This window comes from Sphingopyxis sp., from assembly GCF_035998905.1.
Classification (GTDB): domain Bacteria; phylum Pseudomonadota; class Alphaproteobacteria; order Sphingomonadales; family Sphingomonadaceae; genus Sphingopyxis.
The window spans coordinates 457,899-477,589 of record NZ_DASYHG010000029.1 but is presented as its reverse complement, the minus strand read 5'-3'; the positions used below and the strand labels follow the sequence as shown (position 1 = coordinate 477,589).

Here is a 19,691-nt window from a genome sequence, read left to right as displayed (position 1 = left end):
ACCACTGTCTCCACGATCAACATCCCGTTCTCGCCAACTGATCAAAACCAGTCGGCCGACTAAATCCCCGGGATGAAGGGGTCCTTTTTGCACGCCGATCACCCCACGAAGGGGGTGCCTATTGCACGCTGATCCTCACTCCGGGTCGTAGATCAGCGGCTTCGAGACGAGCGGCGCGATCTCCTCGTCGATCGCATCGATCCGGGCACTGATTTCATCGGGGATGTCCTCGGCGCCCGCCCATTCGTCTTCGAGCCGGTCGGCTTCCTCGCGCAGCGCTTCGATCCGCGCCTCATCGTCGGCGCTCGACTCGGCCGCCACGCCATCGAGCGGGCGGTGGCCGAAGGTGTGGCCATAGGGGAAGTCGACCGCGGTCTCGATCCACTTCCAGCCTTCCGCCGCGACACGCGCAACCTCGGCTTCGAACTTCTCGGCCTGCAGCCGGTCGAGCAGCGCGACGTCCTCGAGCCAGCCGCCGTCATCGCTTTCGAAGAGATCGCGAAGAATATGTCCGCCTGCCTCGCGATAGGCGTCGAGGGTGACGAACAGGACACGCTTGTCCGATGCCCGAACCTTGTCCTCGGTCAGCCGCGCGCGGATATACCAGGGCTGCTGGGTGTGGCTCGAGGCGAGCATATCCCAGACCTGTTCCTGCCGCGCGTGATCGCTCGACACCGAAAAGGCCATCAGCTGTTCGAGCGTCATGCCGTCATCGGCGTAGATGTCGTGGAGCTTGGGCGAGACCTCGGCGAGCTTCAGGCGCTGCTTCACGACCGCGGGCGTGACCATGAAGGTCGCCGAGATCGTTTCGACGTCGGTGCCCTGCTCGACGAGCTTCTGCATCGACCGGAACTGGTCGAGCGGATGCAGCGGTTCGCGATGGACATTTTCGGCGAGCGAATCCTCTTCGGCCGACACGGCATCATCCTCGCGGACGATGCAGGGCACGGGCTCGGTCTTCGCCAGTCGCCGCTGTTTCACCAGCATCTGGAGCGCGCGGAAGCGGCGACCGCCCGCCGGGACTTCGAAGCGCCCGGTTTCCTGGCCCGCCTCGTCGCGCTGCGCGCGAACGGTCAGGCTCTGGAGGAGGCCGCGCCGCGCGATGTCCGCCGCAAGGCTGTCGATCGACACCCCGGATTTCACGCGCCGCACATTGGCCTGGCTCAGCACGAGCGCACTGAAGGGGATTGCCCGCGCGCCGCTGAGGGTGATTTTTGCCTGTTTCGTCATGATGCTTCTCCATGACAGGCCGCCGCGAGACTCTCTCCCGGCTCTCAGCCCGTCATGGCTCCGGCGCAGCCCTCTCCCTCTGAAGGGAAAGGACCACGCCGGCGGCGAACGCGAGATTTGCTCAGTGGACCGAGGCCAGAAGCTTGGCACCCTTGGCTTCCAGCTCGAGCCGTCCATCCTGATGCGGACGCTCGCGGGCCAGCGCGGTGATCCCCTGCACGAAGTCGAAGATCGATGCGGGCGGGTGCCCCTCTTCCTGCAGCACGCTGCGGATGATTCGCTCGCTCTCACCCTTCGAGAAGCCGCGTTTGCGCAGGAAGGTCTGCCGATCATCATCATCGCGCGCGACGATCGCGGCCCGAGCGGCCTTGATGCCGTTCATGAAGGAGACCGGCGAGGAAGAGGCGAAGCGTTCGAGCGCGGGCGCCGCTTCCTGTGCGAAGCGACCGGCCGCGAACTTGCTGTGCCGGATGCTGATTTCTTCGAAGCCCTCGGCGCCCCAGATGTTCCGGTTCATGCAGACGGCGCGAAGATAGAAGGTCGCCATGCCGAGGGCTTTCGACCCGACCTCGCTGTTCCAGCAGTAGAAGCCGCGGAAGAAGAGATCGGGATCGCCGTTGGGCAGACGACCGGCCTCGATCGGATTGGCGTCGTCGACAAGGAAGAGGAAGACGTCGCGGTCGCTGGCATAGAGCGTCGTCGTATCTTTCGTGACCTCGACGAAGGGATTGTGGCGCATCGTCGACCAGTCCAGAAGCCCCGGCACCTTCCACCGCGTGTCGCCGGTGCCATTGCCCGCGATCTTCATGACCGCGGCGACAAGCTCATGATCCCAGATGCGGCCGTAATCGGGGCCGGTCACGGCGCGCAGCTCGGTGCGCCCGTCGCCGGTCTCGAGCGTCTTGACCAGTTCCCCGCGATGCGCGAGCAGACCGTGCTGCATGTTGATGCCCGCCAGCGCGGCGGGAAGCTGGCGCAGATAGCCGGACGGCGCGCCGACGAGACTGCACATTTGCCCGAAAGACCAGTGCGTGGGCGCGACGGGTGCCTCGCGATCGGGAAGGAGAAGGCTCAGCCGCTCGGGTTCGTCAGGTGCAGCCACGACGCGAATGGCGCGCGTTTCGACAGTGCGCGCAGTCGCGGTCTCGGCCCGGGTGCGCACCGAATCATAAAGATCGGAGAGCGAAAGATAGCGCTCGTCGTCGGGCCGAGAAAACCATTCGGACGAGACGCGGCCGATGCGCTGGCCTCGCGAGATATCGACCTTGTAGCCCGGGGACGAATCGCGGGCGAGGGTGCTGGGTAGACGTGTCATGGCGTATCTCCGCGACGGGCCCGGCAGACTCTCTCCCGGTTTCAACCCGCCACCTTGCCACTTCCGCCTCTCCCTCTGCGGCCACCAAAGGTGGCCGGGCTTCGCGGCGCTTCATGGCGTCGCGAAGACGCTGACATTCTCCCCAGAATATTGGTGTCGTGTGATTGCAGAACCTATTCTTTCGAACTGGCTGCCCTGTTCTCAACTGCAGGTAAGCCGCTGCAGGCAGACTGTTATGTCTTCTGCCCCTCTGGCGCGGTGCCCTGCCCGCCGTGCAAGTCGACGACGGTAAGGGCGGCTGTTGCGGCTGAGCCGGACTGCGGTCGATTCCGATGATGCGTGGCTAGGCGGTCGCTGCAGCGATCGCTTCGATGACTCGGCAATCCGACACCGGCCCGCCGTCGCAGAGCTGGACGATACGGGCAAGTTCAGCACGGAGCCGCGCCATCCGTTCCAGCTTTTTATCGACATCGAGCAGGTGACGCGCCGCAACTGCGCGGATTTCGGCGCAGTCCTGCCCCGGCCCCAAGGCCAGCGCCGTCAACGACCGGATTTCATCGATCGAAAAGCCGAGGCCGCGGGCATTGCGGATGAATGCGAGGCGCCCGACATCCTCGTCCCCGTAGGTGCGCCGGCCAGAGGCCGTGCGCGCGGCGCACGGAAGCAATCCGATATCCTCATAGAAGCGGATCGTGTTTACCTTCGTGCCGGTGCGTTTTGCCAAGCCGCCGATCGGCAGACGCGTGTCGCGCTCCATCTCCATTCCTCTCAGTTTCGTCTCGATTTCAGCTTGCTTCTACAGCTACTGTAGAATGTAAAACAGGGGAATGAGCAACGACAGCAATTGCGGCTGCACGGGCGACACCGTCAGAGCCGAGCGTGATCCCGCCTATCGACGGGCCTTGTGGATCGTCGTAATTCTCAATCTCGGCTTCGGCGCGCTCGAGATTGTCGGCGGGTTCATCGCCAACAGCCAGGCGTTGAAAGCCGACTCGCTGGACTTCATCGGCGACGGCACGATCACGTTGGCAGGCCTCGTCGCGATCGGCTGGACCGCGCTCGCCCGCACGCGAATCGCCTTAGCCCAAGGCCTGTTCCTGCTGTCGCTGGGCATTGGCGTCATCGGTGTCGCGCTGTGGCGCGCTCTGACCGCGGTTCCGCCCGAAGCCGAGCTGATGGGCGGCATTGGCGTCGCGGCCCTCCTCGTCAACCTCACCTCGGCCGCCGTCCTCTCGCGGTTCCGCGAAGGCGACGCCAACGTCCGCGCGGTGTGGCTGTTCAGCCGCAACGACGCGATCGCCAATGTGGCGGTGATCATCGCCGCCGGCCTCGTCGCATGGACCGGCCAGGCTTGGCCCGACCTTGCGGTCGCCGCCATCATTGCCACGCTCTTCTTGCATTCGGCCTATGAGATTCTACGCAGCGCGCGGACCGAATTGCGCGAACTGTCGATTGTGGCCGGACAATAGGGCCAATGCCCTCCGCCCGCCGCTTTCTCTCTCTGCTGATCGCGCTTGCCGCTATCGGCTGCCTCGTCGTGCCGACGGCACAGGCCCGCACTGATGCCGACGAAGTCCAGACCATCTGGCGTCTGCTAGACTATGTTGCGGTCGACTATGGTGGCGCCGTCGCGAATGGCGCGGTGACGAGCACGGTCGAATATACCGAGATGATCGAGTTTTCCGCCACCGTTCGCAAGGGGATCGAAGCCCTTCCGGCATCCCCGGCGCGGGCTCGCCTTGTCGGTGAAGCGGGACAACTCCAATGGGCGATCGCGTCGAAGGCGGACCCCGGCACGGTGGCTCGCCAGGCGCGTGGACTCGCGGCGGACCTGCTCGCCGCTTACCCTGTGCCCCTCGCGCCGCGCAACGCTCCAGATCCCCGGCGCGGAGCTCAAGTCTATCTGGAAAATTGCGCCAGCTGTCACGGCGTGCGCGGCGATGGCAATGGGCCCCAGGCCAAGGGGCTCGACCCGGCACCTATAGATTTCACCGACGCCGGACGCGCTCGCAAGCGCAGTCTGTTCGCGCTCTATCAGGTCATAGGACAGGGGCTTGAAGGCACGTCCATGCCCAGTTTTGCCCATTTGCCGTCCGACGACCGCTGGGCGGTAGCAGCCTATGCCGGTGGATTTGCCTTTCGCGACGTCGCAGCCGGCCGGCGTGTCTGGAACCAGAGCCCTGCGGCGCGCGATCTTGTCCCCGACCTGCAAGCCTTTACGAGTCTCAGCCCGGAAGCGCTTGGTCGTGGGCTCGGATCGGAGCAGGGCGACGCGCTCACCGCCTATTTGCGTTCCGATCCCCAGGCATTGACAAGTGCTTCGCCCGCGACGCTTGCGGTGGCGCGTGACAAATTGGCGCAAAGCCTTGCCGCGTACCGCAAAGGAGATCGGAGCGAGGCAGAGCGCCTCGCGCTATCCGCCTATCTCGACGGTTTCGAACCGATTGAGCCGATTCTGACGACGCGCGATTCCGCCCTTATGGCGCTAATCGAATCCGCGATGTCCGATTACCGTGTTTCCATTGCGCGAGGTGCGCCGGTCGATGCGGTCGCGGGTAAAGCCGCCGCCGTCGAAGCCCTCTTCGCCGATGCCGAAGCTGCACTGTCTCCCGATGCAGCGAGCGACGCATCGACCTTTGTCGGGGCGCTGACCATCTTGCTGCGCGAGGGTCTCGAAGCCCTTCTGATCATCGTGGCAATGATCGCCTTCTTGCGAAAGGCCGAACGGCCTGAAGTCCTACCCTATGTCCATGGCGGCTGGACCGCCGCCCTGGCTGCCGGCGGCGCAACCTGGGCAGTCGCGACCTATGCAATCTCGATCAGCGGAGCGAGCCGCGAGTTGACAGAGGGCTTTGGCTCGCTTTTCGCCGCAGTCGTGCTCGTCTGGGTCGGCATCTGGATGCACGGAAAGTCGCACGCGGAGAGCTGGCAGCGCTATATCCGCGAAGCGATGGGCAAGGCGCTTTCGCGTCGCTCGGCCTGGTTCCTGTTCGGGATCGCTTTCCTCGTGGTCTATCGGGAAGTCTTCGAGACCATCCTGTTTTTCGCGGCGCTCGCCGCGCAAGGAAGCCGCAGCGCGATCGCCGCCGGAGCCGGAACCGCAGTGGTAATCCTTGCAGCAATCGCATGGGTCATGCTTCGTTACAGTCGGGTGCTGCCGATCGGCAAATTTTTCGCCTACAGCTCCGCGCTGATCGCCATCCTTGCGGTTGTCCTGGCCGGCAAGGGCGCGGGCGCGCTACAGGAAGCCGGCCTCCTCGGCATCACACCGCTCGCTCATTTTCCTCGCTTCCCGGCGATGGGGATATTTCCTTCGCTCGAACCGTTGTTGCTCCAGCTTCTCGCACTTGCAATCCTCTGGATCGGCTATCGTCACAACAGTCGGCAACATCGCCGGGTCGAGACAACGCATGGTCAATGAGGGTAGTCATCACGGCGTCGGCGCACCCCTCCTTGGCCGTAAGACGGCTTCCGAAAAGAGCCTCCGAGCCAGAGACCTTACCCGGCGCCCGTTACGCACATGAATTAGGCCTGCTATCGAGACCCGATGCCCGAAACGTCCAACTGGAACGGCCGACTTAGCCTCGGCGACTATCATGCTCTCTGGTCGGGTTCGGTTGGCGATGCCGCCGCGCACCGCCATTTTGCGGCGCAGGCAGTGTTTTGTGCCGAGCCGCTTACGGTGGTCGATGCTGATGGCGCGCGCCTGTCGGGGCGTTGCCTGCTCATCGAACCCGATACCGTGCACCGGTTGCTCCCCGCTCCCGCGGCCGAATTATGGTTCGTCGAGCCGACAGTGGGCTTCGGTCCGCCGGTGGAACTGAAAAACCGGCTGATTTGCTCCGATCCGATTTATGTCGAGCTGCCGGGACAGCGGTCCTTCTGGAAAAACTGGCTCACGCGAGGCACCCGCCCCCCGCTCGATCCGCGCATCACCCGCGCCGCCGCCTCGATTGACCGCCTGATCCCCACGGGCTCTGTCCGTCTCGCGGATGTGGCGGAGGAGAGCCGCCTTTCGCTCGGCCGATTCCGGCATCTCTTTGCCGCCGAGGTCGGCATGCCCTTCCAGCGCTTTGTGCTCTGGCGACGGTTGATTATCGCCTTCGACGAATTGGGAATGCGCCGCAGCGCCACCGCGGCCGCACATAGGGCCGGGTTCAGCGACAGCGCGCATTTCGCCCGCACGATCAAGGCGATGTTCGGTATTCGGGCAAGCGACCTTTTCATCGAATCATAGCCTCTCCGTTCAAGCCGGTGCGTGATGGCGCCTAGTAGAGGGGCATCATGTCAGACGCACACAGAGATTTCGTCCCGGCACTCGGCAAGAGCGGATCGCTCGACCGCTACGATGCCGCCATAGCCCTCATGACCAGAGAGAAAAGATGGCGAAGCGACTTGCTGCGCTTCGCCGAACCGCGGCCGGGCGAGCGGATCGTCGACATCGGGTGCGGCACGGGAACATTTGCAATCGCCCTCAAGCAGGCGGCGCCGGAAAGCTTCGTTCTGGCGGTCGATCCCGACGCCGCCGTGCTGGAAATCGCGCGCGCCAAGGCTGAGGTTGCCGATACCGAGATTCGATGGTTCGAGGCCATGGGCGACGAGCTGGACGGCATCGAAGCACTCCGGCAATGCGACAAGATCGTATCGAGCCTCGTCCTTCACCAGTGCCCGATGGCCGTCAAGGAAGCGATTGCCGCGCAGATGTTCAGACTCCTGAGGCCGGGTGGGACCCTTTTCATAGCCGACTATGGCGAGCAGCGCTCGCTGCTGATGCGCATGCTTTTTCGACAGATCCAGCTGCTCGACGGGTTCGAATATACCGAACCCAACGCGAAGGGCTGCGTCCCGGAGATCCTTACAGCCGCGGGTTTCGAGGCGGTCGAAGAGATGAAAGTCATCCCGACGCCGACCGGCTCGATCTCAATCTATGGGGCGAAGCGGTAGTTTCTCGCCCGGCCCGCGCGGTCCCGGCTAGCCGCGCCAGTGACGCCCGCGATGATGATGGTGCATCCGGCGCTTCTGATAGCGCCGCTCGTAGCGGTCCCGGCGTTCATAGCGACGGTCGTATCCGCGATAATAGGGGTCGTACCCGCGATAACCCCGGTCATTGCCATAGTAGGGCTGGTCGTGCCGGGCGGAACGATAGTCGCGGTCGTGGCCACGCTGCGCATCATGGCCGCGACTATATCCCCCACGATCGCCGTGATGCTGGGCAAGCGCCGCTCCGGGGACTGCGAAGGCGAGCATCGCAGCCGCGATCGTCATCAGTTTTCGCATGTCAGTCTCTCCTTTTCGTGGCGTTCAGAATCCCTCTTCATGCTTGAATGCGCAGTGAATATTGGCTCCGATGCCGCCGATCGGACGGTGACCCGGCGTCTCCATGCGACAGGCCGATGGCGGGAGAGACAGCGTCGCGACGGATGGTGAGCACCCGTCCCGCGTGGACGAAGCGGGACGGGTGCGGGCCCTTATTTGCCCTTTGCCGCGACGGCGGCCTGGACTCGGGCCTCGACCTGTTCGGGGCTGGGTTGGACGAGCATCTCGCCATTGACGAAGAAGGTCGGCGTGCCGCGGACGCCGACCGCCCTCGCGTCGGCAATGTCCTGCTCCATCCAGGCCATCGCATCGGTTGTAGGCATCGCGCGCGCCTTGGCGACGTCGAGGCCAGCCTTCTCGGCCGCGGACCAAGCGGCGTCCATCTTTCCGTCGTGCCAGTCGGGCTGCGCTTCGAGCAGTGCGGCCGTCACCGGCTCGAGTTTGCCCTGCACACGGGCGGCTTCGAGGATCACGATCGCTTCGGCCGAGCCGGGGTGGAGCGGGAGGTAGCGCATCACGAGACGCACATCCTTGGGATATTTGGCGACGATGCCCTTCACCGTCGGATAGAAGGCCCGGCAGGCCTCGCACGACGGATCGAAGAATTCGACGATGGTGACCGGGGCATTTTTCAGGCCGATGATCGGCGAGTGCGGGCGGACAAGGCTGTCGACGGGCCCCGCCACGACCTTTTTCGTGGGTTCGCCTTCGGCGGTTCCGCTGTAGAGCATCGCGCCGCCGGTGAAAGCGAGCGCCGAAACGGCAAGCGTGGCCACCACTCCGATACGTCTGTTCATGATTTCAGTCTCCTTTGAAAGTTGAGCAAGAGGGTGATGATCAGCGCGAAAGCGGCCAGCGACAGGAGGGGCAGTGGCACGCCTCCAACCGCCATGCTCTCTCCCGAGCATGACGGGCCGCCGGTACAGGGGACGATCGGGGCCGGAATGATGCCGACGTAGAGCAGGCTATGATAGAGGGCGACGAGACTACCGCCCGCTGCGAGCGCCAGCCCATAAGGAACGACAGCGCAGTCCGACTTGAACGCCGCTACGCCGAGAATGATCGCGAGCGGGAACATGAAAGCCCGCTGAAACCAGCAGAGATCGCACGGCGCCTGACCCATCACCTCGCCGACGAAGAGGACGGCGAGGCTCGATACGAGTGCGATTGCCCAGGCCGCGCCGAGCGGACGCCATTTATGCGGGGCGAGAAGGGGAAAACTCGTCATCGCCGGCCGCCCTTGAACTTGGATTTCGGTCGGCGCGGCGGCGATTGCGGCTTGCTGTATTTGGACTTGAGATAGCTGAGCAGGATGCCGTCGATCGACGCGAGCATTCTTTGGAAGCTCGTCCGGATGCCGGGGGGCCGGAGCCAGGCAAAGGGCCCGCGGCAGCGATAACGATGGAGAAATTTGGTCCCTTCCGGCGTCCGCGTCAGGATATAGCTCTCCTCGAATTGGAGGATGAAGCTCGGCTTGACGTCGAGTATCAGTTCCTCATGGGGACGCGCGGAGATCACCGTCGCGGAGACTTCGAGAAACTTGGGCTTTTGGGGATCCATGCGCATCGAATAGCGGATCGCGATCGGGTCCTCCGCCAATCGCTCGATACGGACATAGGGATTCCAGACCCGGTGGTTCTCGAAATCGCCGAGGACCGCCCATATTTGTTCCGGGCTATAGGGGAGATCATGCTCCCGCTCGAACTCCATCACTTTCACTCCTCTATCGATCAACGACCGGCCCATGCGCCACGCCGCTGTCGGCGACGCCCGCGGGCATTGGATCGGCGTGCGCGCCGCCCGTTGTGAACCAGCGACGCAGGCGCGGGGCAATCCGGCGCTCGAAGCCCGCCGCGAGGCTGAAGGACGCCGGGACGATCAGCAGCGTCAGCATCGTCGAGAGGATCAGCCCGCCGATCACCGTGACCGCCATCGGCGCGCGCCATGCGCCATCGCCGGTGAGCGACAGCGCGGTCGGGATCATGCCCGCGACCATCGCGACCGTGGTCATGAGGATCGGCTGCGCGCGCTTGTGTCCGGCGTCGACGATCGCCTCGTCGCGCGGCACCCCGGACGCCATCTCCTCGATCGCGAAGTCGACGAGGAGGATGCTGTTCTTGCCGACGATACCGAGCAGCATCAGCACGCCGATGAACACGGGAAGCGAGAGCGGATAGCCGGTCAAGAGCAACGCGACCGCCCCGCCGAGCGGGGCGAGCAGAAGCGAGCCCATGTTGACGAAAGGCGGGATGATCTTGCGATAGAGCAGGATCAGGACGGCGAGCACGAGGAAGATCCCCGATACGACCGCGATTGCGAAATTGCGCAGCATCTCGGCCTGCCACTTGGCACTCCCGAGGACCAGCCGCGTGACGCCGGCGGGTAGCGTCTTGAGCGCCGGCAACGCCTCGACCTTATCCATCGCCTGACCGGTCACGAGACCCGGAGCAAGGTCGGCCCCGATGGTGAGCTGGCGCACCTGGTTGGTCCGATTGATCTGGGTCGGGCCGGCGCCGAAGCCTATCTCGGCCACAACCGAGAGCGGCACCGTTCCCCCGTTCCGGGTCGGAACCGGCATGTTGCGCAGGGTATCGAGCCGCTCGCGCGCGGTTTCCGCAAGCGCGACGCGGACCGGAATCTGTCGGTCGGACAGCGAGAATTTCGCGCTATTCTGGTCGATCTCGCCAAGCGTCGCGACGCGGATCGACTGGCTGAGCGCCTGCGTCGTCACGCCGAGCTGCGCCGCGAGCGCAAAGCGCGGGCGAATGACGATCTCGGGGCGCTGGAGATTGCCCTCGACGCGCGGCGACCGGATTTCCTTGACCCCGGCCATTTCGGCAAGGAGCCGGTTGCCGACATCTTCGAGCTTCTTAGGGTCGTCGCTGCCGAGCGTGATCGAGATGTCGCGGCTGCTGCCGCCGCCGCCGCCATGCTGCGACTGGAAGTTGATGCGGGCATCGGGAACCTGCGCGAGCCGCAGCGCGCGGTCCTTTTCGAACTCGGTCGAGGTGAGCTCGCGGTCCTTGCGCAATTTCAGATAGACCGTCGCCGTGCCGACATCGATCCGCGACAGAGCGGATTCGACGAGCGGGTCGCGCTTCATGAGATCGGTCACCTCGTCGGCCACCGCCTCGGTCTGTTCGAGCGTTGCACCCGGGGCGAGCTGGATGGCGACGCGGCTCGTGTCGGAATCGATCGACGGCTGGAAGGTCATCGGGAGCAGCGAGAAGCTGAAAATGGTCGCAAAGAGCGCCAGCACACCGATGCCGACCACCCAGACGCGATGGTCCTTGATGTAACCGAGCCACTTCCAGCGCCCGCCGCGCGCACGCGCGGCAGCGGCCCCGCTGGTGTCGAGGCTCCAGCGCAAGATGCGCATATAGGTGTCGATCAGCGGGCCCTCGCCATGCTTTTGCGGACCCTGCGCGGAGAGAAAATAGGCGGCGAGCATGGGTGTGATCATGCGCGCGACCGCGAGGCTCATCAGCACCGCGGCCACGACCGTCAGTCCGAAATTCTTGAAATATTGCCCGGCGACGCCCGGCATCAGCCCGACCGGCAGGAACACCGCGACGATCGTCATGGTTGTCGCGAGCACCGCGAGGCCGATCTCGTCGGCGGCATCGATCGAGGCCTGATAGGCTGATTTGCCCATCCGCATGTGGCGCACGATATTCTCGATCTCGACGATCGCATCGTCGACCAGCACGCCGGCAACGAGGCTCAATGCGAGCAAGGTCATCATGTTGAGCGAGAAGCCCATGAGGTCCATGAACAGGAAGGTCGGGACCGCCGACAGCGGGATGGCGAGCGCCGAGATCAGCGTCGCGCGCCAGTCGCGCAAGAAAAGGAAGACGACGACGACCGCGAGGATCGCGCCCTCGACCATCGCATTGATCGCCGAATGATATTGGCCCTTGGTATATTCGATGTCGCTGAACAGCTCGGTGAATTTGACCTTGGGGTTTTCCTTCTCGAGCTTGCGCAACTCCTCGACCGCCGCGTCGTAAACGGTGACATCCGAGGCGCCCTTCGCGCGCTCGAAGCCGAAGGTCAGCACCTGTCGCCCGTCCTGCTTCGAGACCGAGCGCTGCTCGGCGTAGAGATCCTTGACCTCGGCGATATCGGCGAGGCGCACGGTCCGGTTGGTGCCGACCGAGATCAGCGTCTCGCCGAGGGCATTGGCGCTGCTGGCGTTGCCGAGGATGCGGACCGCCTGCTCGGACCCCGCGACCTCCATCCGGCCGCCGGCCGCATTGACGTTGAGCTGGACGAGCTGGGTGTTCACCGCTGCGGCGGTGAGACCATAGGCACGCATGCGCTCGGGGTTGAGGATGACCCGGATTTCGCGGCTGACCCCGCCCCGTCGATAGGCGTCGCCCATGCCGGGGACCGCGATCAGCCGCTTGGCGACGACATTATCGACATACCAGCTCAATTCCTCGAGCGTCATGTCGGTCGCCGAGGCCGACCAATAGGCGAGCGTGTTGCCCGAGGTCGACAGGCGGATAACCTGCGGTTCAAGGATTCCGTTCGGCAGGTTGCTGCGAATCTGCGTGATCTTGTCGCGGATGTCGGTCACCGCCCGGTCGATCGGCGTGCCGATCGCGAACTGGACGAAGGTCTGCGACTGGCCTTCGGTAACCGTCGAATTGAGCTCGTCGATCCCCTCGATCGTCCGCACCGCCGCCTCGACGCGCTGCGTGACCTGCGTTTCGAGCTCGGTCGGCGCGGCGCCCGGCCGGGCGATGATGACGATGGCGCCCGGAAAATCGATGTCGGGATCGCTCTGGACCCCCATCATGAGGAAGGAGACGATGCCCGCCACCGTCAGACCGAAGAACATGACGAGCGGCGGGATCGGGTTCCGGATGGACCAGGCCGAGATATTCTTGAAGTTCATCCTCTCTCCCCCTTCCGGTTCGATCCCGCCGCGACTGTGCGCCCTCAGCCCATGCTGCGATCGCGATAGGCGAGCAGGCGAAGCGCGTTGGCGACGACGACGAGGGTCGAGCCTTCGTGCGCCGCGACCGCCGCACCGATTCCGAGCCCGAAGATCGTCGCCGGCACGAGGATCACGACGACGCCGAGGCTGACCACCAAATTCTGGCGGATGATGCGGCGCGTCTGACGGCTGAGCCCGATCGCGAACGGCAGATGAGCGAGGTCATCGGCCATCAGCGCGACGTCGGCGGTTTCGAGGGCGACATCGGACCCCGCGGCGCCCATCGCGATCCCGACGGTGGCGCTCGCCATCGCGGGCGCATCGTTCACGCCGTCACCGACCATGGCGACCGGCTGCTGCGCCTTGAGATCGCGAATGGCGTCGACCTTCTGATCGGGCATCAGGTCGCCCCAGGCCTCGTCGATCCCGACCTCGGCGGCAATGGATTCCGCGACCTTCTGGTGATCGCCCGAAATCATGATCATCCGGCCGATGCCGAGTTCGCGCAGTTTGGCGATCGCGGTGCGCGCCGCTTCGCGCGGCGTGTCCATCAGACCGATCGCGCCAAGGTCGCGGTCGCCCATACGGACCACCATTGTCGTGCGGCCCTGCTCGCGGAGGCCGGCGATCGCAGCCGCCACTTCGCCGCCGATCGGCGCGATGCCGTCGGCACCGAACATTTCGGCCTTGCCGATCAGGACGGTCTCGCCCTCGACCTTCGCCGTGACGCCGCGACCCGTCAGGCTGTTGAGGTTGTCCGCTACCGGTACGCGCGCCGAGGTCAGCATGGCCTCGCCATCGCGCGCGATGGCAGCGGCAAGCGGATGATCGCTCAGCCGCTCGACCGCCACCGCGATGCGCAGCAGTTCCTCCTTCGGCACGCCGCTGGCCGGCAGGACATCGGTGATCCGCGGCTTGCCCTCGGTGAGCGTGCCCGTCTTGTCGAACGCCAGCGCAGTCAGCGAGCCGAGATTTTCGAGTGGGCCGCCGCCTTTGACCAGCACGCCGCCGCGCGCGGCACGCGCTACGCCGGACAGGACGGCGCTCGGCGTCGCAATGGCGAGCGCGCACGGGCTTGCCGCGACGAGGACCGCCATCGCGCGATAGAAGCTGTCGCGGAAAGGCTCGTCGACGACGACCCAGGCGAAGAGCAGGACGAACACGAGCGCGAGCACGCTCGGCACGAAGATGCGCTCGAACTTGTCGGTGAAGCGCTGGGTCGGCGATTTCTGCGTTTCCGCCTCGCTCACCATCTTTACGACCTTGGCGAGCGTCGTATCGGCCGCAAGACGGGTTACCGCGATCTCGATCGCGCCATGACCGTTGATCGTGCCCGCGAAGACGCGATATTTCGCCTCGAGCACATCGGGCTTCGCTGCGGCAGCGGCGCGATCGGGCACCGGCTCCTTGTCGACCGGAACGCTCTCGCCCGTCACCGGAGCCTGATTGACCGCCGAGCGTCCGACGATGACGAAGCCGTCGGCGGGCAGCCGCTCGTTGGGTTTGACCACCACGGTGTCGCCGATCTGCAGAAGCTCGACCGACACTTCGCGGGTGCTGCCGTCGGCCCCCTTCACGATCGCGGTCTGCGGCGCCAGCTCGGCGAGCGCCTCGATCGCGCGCTTGGCCCGGCCCATGGCATAATGTTCGAGCGCATGACCAAGGCTGAAGAGGAAGAGGAGCAGCGCGCCTTCGGCCCACGCACCGAGCGCTGCGGCGCCGGCCGCGGCGACGAGCATCAGCGTGTCGATCTCGAAGCGCTTGAGCTTCAGATTCTCGATCGCCTCGCGGACCGTAAACCAGCCGCCGAAACCATAAGCGGCAATGTAGAATGCGAGCGGTACCCACTCCGGCGCCGCAGCCAGCTTCTCGATGGCAAAGCCGATGCCGAGGACGAGACCGCACAGCAACGCGAAGATCAGCTCGGTCCGCTCGCCGAAAATGCCGCCATGATCATGGCCATGGTCGTGGCTGTCCTCGCCCGTGTGGCCATGTTTGTGATCAGGCCCATGCGCGTGATCCGGTCCATGGTCATGGCCATCATCTCCATGTTGGTGGGGGGCTTGTGCCGGAGTAGCCGCGGCGACGGCAGCCGATTTTTGTGTGACGCCCATATCCGAGAGTGTCTTTCTGATCGTTTCGATGGAGGTCTCCGAGCGCTGAAACTCGGCGCGCAGCGTGCCGGCGGCGCCGACTTCGGCCTCGATCACGCCCGGCATTTCGCGAAGCTTCAGTCCGATCGTCCGCGCGCGCCGGGCGTGGCCGACGCCTTCGAGGTCGTCCCAGAAGAGATGCTGATATTGGTCAGTGAGCTCGGCACCGGCGCTGCGCGCGAGCTGCCGCACGCGTTCGAGCGGGAGAATATCCGGACGGTAATGGATGCAGAGCTGCGGCGGCGAACCATCACTTGATCGGACCACATGGACCTTGTCGACGCCTTCGCGTCCTTCGAGTTCGCCCATCAGGCGCGCGACACAGCGGTCGGCGGTATCGGCGACTTCGGGGAGGAGAAGCGGAATATCGAGCCGCAACTGGTCACTCATGATGCCATCCTTTTCTGTTGGCGATCGGCACTGTCATCCGGACGCATGTTTAAATGCACGGAAGGATGAGGTGCGGGAGCCTTGGCGGGTTGCGACCCACTCCCGCACCTCCCCGACCGCCGGAGATCCCTGCCCGTGGTGAGGGGGGCGAATGAGAGGGGCCTCCGACGGCCAGGTTTCGAATTTACAATCATGCGCGACGTCCGCTCGGCCGCGCGTAGCGGGACTGAACTGTCGTGCGGCGGAAATGCGCTTCGAGCGCTGCATTAGAGCGGCGCAGGAACACCGAGCAGGCGCGGCGTAAAAGAGGATAGCCGAGCCATGAAAATACACCGCGGCAGGCAAGGCGGTGCGTCACCTCGACGCCTTGCCCTAGCTTCTCGAGCCGATAGCTCTCCTCGATCACGAGCAGGCCGCGCATGCCCGTTCGCCACGAAAAGCCCTTGAGCCAGTCGAGACCGGTGATCCGCCCTTCGGCGGACAGCTCCGGCCCGCGCGGCCCACGCGGGGAATAGACATAGTCGATGCGCTCCTCATCTCCCGGATGCTCCGATAAGCGCAATGTCGGATGCCAGTCGGCATAGCGCTCGATGTCGACGAGCAACCGCCAGACGCGGCCGATCGGGACCGGCAGGCGGAGCGAGGTTCCTACCGAGAACATCGGCAGCTTCCTCGCTCCGGCAAGCTGGTCCGCGACGCAGGCCGGGGACCTGCGCCGCGGTGGAAACCGGCAATTTGCCGGTCAGCTCTGGACATCGGGAGGCTCCACGGCGGATTTCCCGCCGAGGATGTCGACCGCTTCGAGCGTGATGAGCCCGATGTCCGGTATTTCGGACAGCTGCGCCGCAAAGTCGCGGAGCCGCTGCTCCTCGTCGATGATCTCGATCACGACCGCCCGGTCATTCTCCAGCGCATGCTTGCGGTGGAGATGTGCCGAGCGGCCGAAGCCGAGGACGGCTTCGAGGACCGTGACGCCCGCCAGCTTTTGCTGGCGGGCGAGTTCCGAAATGAACTCGAAGACGCGTTGGTCACCGAAGAAGGCCGACTCGTCGGTATAAACGCGCAAGAGCTTGGATGCTTTTTGCATGGTCCTCTCCTATTCAGTGACCGGCGCTTCGGCCGGCTCGGTTTTGCGTTTCAGGAAACCGGGCTGCCAATTCGCGCCAAGAACGACCTTCGCGATGGCCGGGAGCACGAGAAGCGTCAGGATGGTCGCTGCGATGAGGCCGCCGATGACGGTCGTCGCGAGTGGCTTCTGCACCTCGGCGCCCGTCCCCGTCGCGATCGCCATCGGCACGAAGCCGATCGCGGGCACGAAGCCGGTCATGATCACCGCACGCATCTTCTCGGTCATGCCCTCGCGGATCGCCTCGGTGAGCGGCACGTCATTCTCGAGCCGCTCGCGGATCGCCGTCATGACGACGAGACCGTTGAGCACCGCGACGCCGGCGAGACAGATGAAGCCTACCGCCGCCGACACCGAGAAGTTGATCCCGGTGAGCGCGAGCGTGAACACCCCGCCTGCAAGCCCCAGCGGGACCGCAAGGAACACGGCAGTTGCTCGGCCGAAGGTGCCAAGCGCCATGTACAGCAGGATGAAGATACCCGCGAAGCAGAGCGGCACCACGATGGAGAGCCGCTTCGAGGCGGCCTGCAGGCTTTCGAACTGCCCGCCCCATTCGAGATAATAGCCCGCCGGAAGCTTTACATTGGCAATCTTCGCTTGCGCCTCGGCCACGAAGGAGCCCGCATCGCGGCCTTCGAGGTTCACCTGTACGACGACGCGCCGCTTGCCATTCTCGCGGCTGATCTGGTTGAGCCCTTCGGTCAGCCGGATCTGCGCCACTTGCGCGAGCGGTATCTGTCCGCGGTTCCCGCCTTCCGAGGGAAGGAGGACGGGAAGCGCGCGAATGTCGTCGAGATTGACGCGGGTTGCGTCGGGAACACGCACGGTGATGTCGAACCGGCGATCGCCTTCGTAAAGGAGACCCGATTCACGCCCGCCAAGCGCCGCGGACACGGTGTCGGCGACTTCCTGGACCGAGAGGCCGTAACGCGCGATCGCATTGCGATCGAGCTTCACGTCCAGCGTCGGAGCGCCGCCGACCTGGTCGGCCTTGACGCTGCCCGCACCCGGAATGCCCTGAAGTACCTTCACCATCTCGTTTGCAGCGAGCGACATCTTGTCGAGGTCGTCCCCGTAGAGCTTGATGGCGACGTCGCCGCGGACACCCGCGATCAGTTCGTTGAAACGAAGCTGGATCGGCTGGCTGACCTCGTAAAGCTGGCCGAGCTGGCCGCCAGCGGCCTTCTCGATCCGCTCGACAACATCGGCCTTGCTGTCGACACCCGCCGGCCACTGGTCCTGCGGCTTCAGGATCACGAAGCCGTCCGAGATGTTTGGCGGCATCGGGTCGGTCGCCACCTCAGCGGTACCCGTCTTCGAGAACATCAGTTCGACTTCGGGCAGGCTTGAGATCGCCGTCTCGACATTACGTTGCATGGCCAGCGACTGTTCGAGGCTCACCGAAGGCACGCGCGTCGAGGCGAGTGCCATATTCTTCTCGTCGAGCTGCGGAATGAATTCCGAACCCAGAAGCCCAAACGCCGGGATCGCGAGAAGGAAGAAGACGAAGCCGCCCGCGATGAAGGTCCAGGGTTTCGCGATCGCCTTGTCGAGCAAGGGTAGATAACGTTCCTTCGACTTGCGGATGGCCCAGACTTCCTTCTCGGCCACCTTGCCGCGGATCATCAGCGCGACGAGCGCCGGGACCAGCGTGATGGCAAGGATGAAAGCGGCGACGAGCGCGAGCATGATGGTGATGGCCATCGGCGAGAAGGTCTTGCCCTCGACGCCTGTGAACATCAGCAGCGGCGCGAAGGCGAGCAGGATGATAGCCTGGCCGAAGACGGTCGGTTTGATCATCTCCTGGCTGGCGCGCATCGTCTCCTCGAGACGTTCGCGAAGATTGAGCAATCTCCCTTCATGCTCCTGTCTGTGCGCCAGTCTCGCCAGACAGTTTTCGATGATGATCACCGCCCCGTCGACGATCAGACCGAAGTCGAGCGCGCCAAGGCTCATCAGGTTACCGGGAACGCGGAACGCGTTCATGCCCATCGCCATCATCAGGAAGGAGAAGGGGATGACAAGCACCGCGATGATCGCGGCGCGCCAGTTGCCGAGCAGGAAAAAGAGCGCGGCCGCGACGAGCAGCGCGCCTTCGGTCAGGTTCTTTTCAACCGTGCCGACGGTCGCGTTCACGAGCTTGGCGCGGTCGAGCACCACCTTCACTTCGACGCCAGGCGGCAAGGTTTTCGACACCTGCGCGATCTTCGCCGAGACATCCTCCGCGACGGTGCGGCTGTTCTGGCCGATCAGCATGAGCACGGTGCCGATCACCGCCTCCTTGCCGTTCATGCTGCCCGCACCCGTTCGAAGGTCGCCGCCAATCTTCACATTGGCAAGCTGCCCGACGGTGACAGGAACCCCGCCGCGCGTTGCGACGACGGCATTGCGGATCTCGTCGACCGAGCGAACGCGCGCATCGACGCGGACGAGATAGGCCTCGCCGCCGCGGTTGTAATAGTTGGCGCCGACCGCGAGGTTGGCGCGTTCGAGCGCTTCGCCGAGTTCGCTGTAGGAAATGCCATAGCTGGTGAGGCGGGTCGGATCGGGCTCGACCACGAAGGTCTTGGCATAGCCACCGATCGAGTCGACGCCGGCAACGCCGCCGACCGACTTCAGCTGGGGGCTGACGATCCAGTCCTGGACTGTGCGAAGATAGCCCGACTTGGCGATCTCGTCGGTGAGGACATCGCCCTCGGGGGTCAGATAGCTGCCGTCCGGTTGCCAGCCCGGTTGACCCGCGACCTTCTTGGCCCCCTTCCCGTCGGGATTCTTATAGCCGACGGTATACATCACGACCTCGCCGAGACCCGTCGTTACGGGACCGATCTGCGGCTGCGCTCCATCGGGTAGATTTTCGCCCGCCTGGAGAAGCCGTTCGCCCACCTGCTGGCGGGCGAAATAGAGGTCGGTTTCATCGGAGAAGATGGCCGTCACCTGGCTGAAGCCGTTGCGCGAGATCGACCGTGTCGTCTCGAGCCCCGGAATGCCGGCCAGCGAGATTTCGATCGGATAGGTTACGAGTTTCTCGATTTCGACCGGCGAAAGGCGCGGGTCGATCGTGTTGATTTGCACCTGTTTGTTGGTGATGTCGGGAACGGCGTCGATCGGCAGCTTGGTGAGCTGCCAGACGCCGAGGCCCGCGATCACGAGGAAGAGGAAAAGCACCGCCCAGCGCGCGCGGACGGATAGCGCCATCAGTTTCGCGATCACGGT

Annotated in this window: 16 protein-coding genes; 4 read left to right on the top strand and 12 right to left on the bottom strand. The window is 64.7% G+C overall.

The window, feature by feature from the left end; genetic code table 11:
* Positions 1-135 precede the first annotated feature (135 nt).
* The 3 genes from VGN62_RS19505 to VGN62_RS19495 form a co-directional block, all read right to left on the bottom strand.
* A complete protein-coding gene (locus tag VGN62_RS19505; protein ID WP_327457001.1) occupies positions 136-1,230 on the bottom strand; it encodes a ParB/RepB/Spo0J family partition protein in 1,095 nt (364 codons plus the stop codon).
* A 121-nt stretch (positions 1,231-1,351) separates the two neighbouring features.
* Positions 1,352-2,545 (bottom strand): DUF932 domain-containing protein, encoded by a 1,194-nt coding sequence (locus tag VGN62_RS19500; RefSeq protein ID WP_327456999.1) that lies wholly within the window; start codon positions 2,543-2,545, stop codon positions 1,352-1,354.
* Positions 2,546-2,888: 343 nt separating this feature from the next.
* Positions 2,889-3,302: a helix-turn-helix domain-containing protein gene (locus tag VGN62_RS19495; protein WP_327456997.1), complete on the bottom strand. Its 414-nt coding sequence runs from the start codon at positions 3,300-3,302 to the stop codon at positions 2,889-2,891.
* Between the two features lie 70 nt (positions 3,303-3,372).
* Here VGN62_RS19495 and VGN62_RS19490 point away from each other — a divergent pair, with 70 nt between their 5' ends.
* From VGN62_RS19490 to VGN62_RS19475, 4 genes are all read left to right on the top strand, one after another.
* On the top strand, positions 3,373-4,014 hold the full coding sequence (locus tag VGN62_RS19490) for a cation transporter (RefSeq protein ID WP_327456995.1): 642 nt from the start codon (positions 3,373-3,375) through the stop codon (positions 4,012-4,014).
* Between the two features lie 5 nt (positions 4,015-4,019).
* On the top strand, positions 4,020-5,966 hold the full coding sequence (locus VGN62_RS19485; protein WP_327456993.1) for a cytochrome c/FTR1 family iron permease: 1,947 nt from the start codon (positions 4,020-4,022) through the stop codon (positions 5,964-5,966).
* A gap of 126 nt (positions 5,967-6,092) precedes the next feature.
* Entirely contained in the window at positions 6,093-6,782 is a 690-nt protein-coding gene (locus VGN62_RS19480) for an AraC family transcriptional regulator (RefSeq protein ID WP_327456991.1), read from the top strand.
* A 47-nt stretch (positions 6,783-6,829) separates the two neighbouring features.
* Entirely contained in the window at positions 6,830-7,489 is a 660-nt protein-coding gene (locus VGN62_RS19475; RefSeq protein WP_327456989.1) for a class I SAM-dependent methyltransferase, read from the top strand.
* A 27-nt stretch (positions 7,490-7,516) separates the two neighbouring features.
* Here VGN62_RS19475 and VGN62_RS19470 read toward each other — a convergent pair whose 3' ends face one another.
* The 9 genes from VGN62_RS19470 to VGN62_RS19430 all read right to left on the bottom strand — a co-directional run bounded on the left by VGN62_RS19470 (position 7,517) and on the right by VGN62_RS19430 (position 19,688).
* Positions 7,517-7,822, bottom strand: a complete 306-nt coding sequence (locus VGN62_RS19470; RefSeq protein ID WP_327456981.1) for a hypothetical protein — start codon at positions 7,820-7,822, stop codon at positions 7,517-7,519.
* Between the two features lie 191 nt (positions 7,823-8,013).
* A complete protein-coding gene (locus tag VGN62_RS19465; protein WP_327456979.1) occupies positions 8,014-8,658 on the bottom strand; it encodes a DsbA family protein in 645 nt (214 codons plus the stop codon).
* A complete protein-coding gene (locus VGN62_RS19460) occupies positions 8,655-9,089 on the bottom strand; it encodes a disulfide bond formation protein B (protein ID WP_327456977.1) in 435 nt (144 codons plus the stop codon). The genes VGN62_RS19465 and VGN62_RS19460 overlap by 4 nt, the downstream gene beginning before the upstream one ends.
* Positions 9,086-9,571 carry an SRPBCC family protein gene (locus VGN62_RS19455; RefSeq protein WP_327456975.1) on the bottom strand — a complete coding sequence of 162 codons (486 nt, stop codon included), beginning with the start codon at positions 9,569-9,571 and terminating at the stop codon, positions 9,086-9,088. The genes VGN62_RS19460 and VGN62_RS19455 overlap by 4 nt, the downstream gene beginning before the upstream one ends.
* 13 nt (positions 9,572-9,584) lie before the next feature.
* Positions 9,585-12,764, bottom strand: coding sequence for an efflux RND transporter permease subunit (locus tag VGN62_RS19450; RefSeq protein ID WP_327456973.1), 3,180 nt, complete (start codon positions 12,762-12,764; stop codon positions 9,585-9,587).
* Positions 12,765-12,808: 44 nt separating this feature from the next.
* Positions 12,809-15,349 carry a heavy metal translocating P-type ATPase gene (locus VGN62_RS19445; RefSeq protein WP_327456971.1) on the bottom strand — a complete coding sequence of 847 codons (2,541 nt, stop codon included), beginning with the start codon at positions 15,347-15,349 and terminating at the stop codon, positions 12,809-12,811.
* A 190-nt stretch (positions 15,350-15,539) separates the two neighbouring features.
* Positions 15,540-16,010 (bottom strand): SRPBCC family protein, encoded by a 471-nt coding sequence (locus VGN62_RS19440; protein WP_327456969.1) that lies wholly within the window; start codon positions 16,008-16,010, stop codon positions 15,540-15,542.
* Between the two features lie 81 nt (positions 16,011-16,091).
* Positions 16,092-16,436, bottom strand: a complete 345-nt coding sequence (locus VGN62_RS19435; protein WP_058455304.1) for a DUF190 domain-containing protein — start codon at positions 16,434-16,436, stop codon at positions 16,092-16,094.
* Positions 16,437-16,445: 9 nt separating this feature from the next.
* A complete protein-coding gene (locus tag VGN62_RS19430) occupies positions 16,446-19,688 on the bottom strand; it encodes a CusA/CzcA family heavy metal efflux RND transporter (protein ID WP_327456967.1) in 3,243 nt (1,080 codons plus the stop codon).
* Positions 19,689-19,691 lie beyond the last annotated feature (3 nt).

Coding starts and splice junctions, on each gene's coding strand:
- VGN62_RS19505 (WP_327457001.1), bottom strand. CDS start 1,230: ATGACGAAACAGGCAAAAATCACCCTCAGCGGCGCGCGGGCAATCCCC.
- VGN62_RS19500 (WP_327456999.1), bottom strand. CDS start 2,545: ATGACACGTCTACCCAGCACCCTCGCCCGCGATTCGTCCCCGGGCTAC.
- VGN62_RS19495 (WP_327456997.1), bottom strand. CDS start 3,302: ATGGAGCGCGACACGCGTCTGCCGATCGGCGGCTTGGCAAAACGCACC.
- VGN62_RS19490 (WP_327456995.1), top strand. CDS start 3,373: ATGAGCAACGACAGCAATTGCGGCTGCACGGGCGACACCGTCAGAGCC.
- VGN62_RS19485 (WP_327456993.1), top strand. CDS start 4,020: ATGCCCTCCGCCCGCCGCTTTCTCTCTCTGCTGATCGCGCTTGCCGCT.
- VGN62_RS19480 (WP_327456991.1), top strand. CDS start 6,093: ATGCCCGAAACGTCCAACTGGAACGGCCGACTTAGCCTCGGCGACTAT.
- VGN62_RS19475 (WP_327456989.1), top strand. CDS start 6,830: ATGTCAGACGCACACAGAGATTTCGTCCCGGCACTCGGCAAGAGCGGA.
- VGN62_RS19470 (WP_327456981.1), bottom strand. CDS start 7,822: ATGCGAAAACTGATGACGATCGCGGCTGCGATGCTCGCCTTCGCAGTC.
- VGN62_RS19465 (WP_327456979.1), bottom strand. CDS start 8,658: ATGAACAGACGTATCGGAGTGGTGGCCACGCTTGCCGTTTCGGCGCTC.
- VGN62_RS19460 (WP_327456977.1), bottom strand. CDS start 9,089: ATGACGAGTTTTCCCCTTCTCGCCCCGCATAAATGGCGTCCGCTCGGC.
- VGN62_RS19455 (WP_327456975.1), bottom strand. CDS start 9,571: ATGGAGTTCGAGCGGGAGCATGATCTCCCCTATAGCCCGGAACAAATA.
- VGN62_RS19450 (WP_327456973.1), bottom strand. CDS start 12,764: ATGAACTTCAAGAATATCTCGGCCTGGTCCATCCGGAACCCGATCCCG.
- VGN62_RS19445 (WP_327456971.1), bottom strand. CDS start 15,349: ATGAGTGACCAGTTGCGGCTCGATATTCCGCTTCTCCTCCCCGAAGTC.
- VGN62_RS19440 (WP_327456969.1), bottom strand. CDS start 16,010: ATGTTCTCGGTAGGAACCTCGCTCCGCCTGCCGGTCCCGATCGGCCGC.
- VGN62_RS19435 (WP_058455304.1), bottom strand. CDS start 16,436: ATGCAAAAAGCATCCAAGCTCTTGCGCGTTTATACCGACGAGTCGGCC.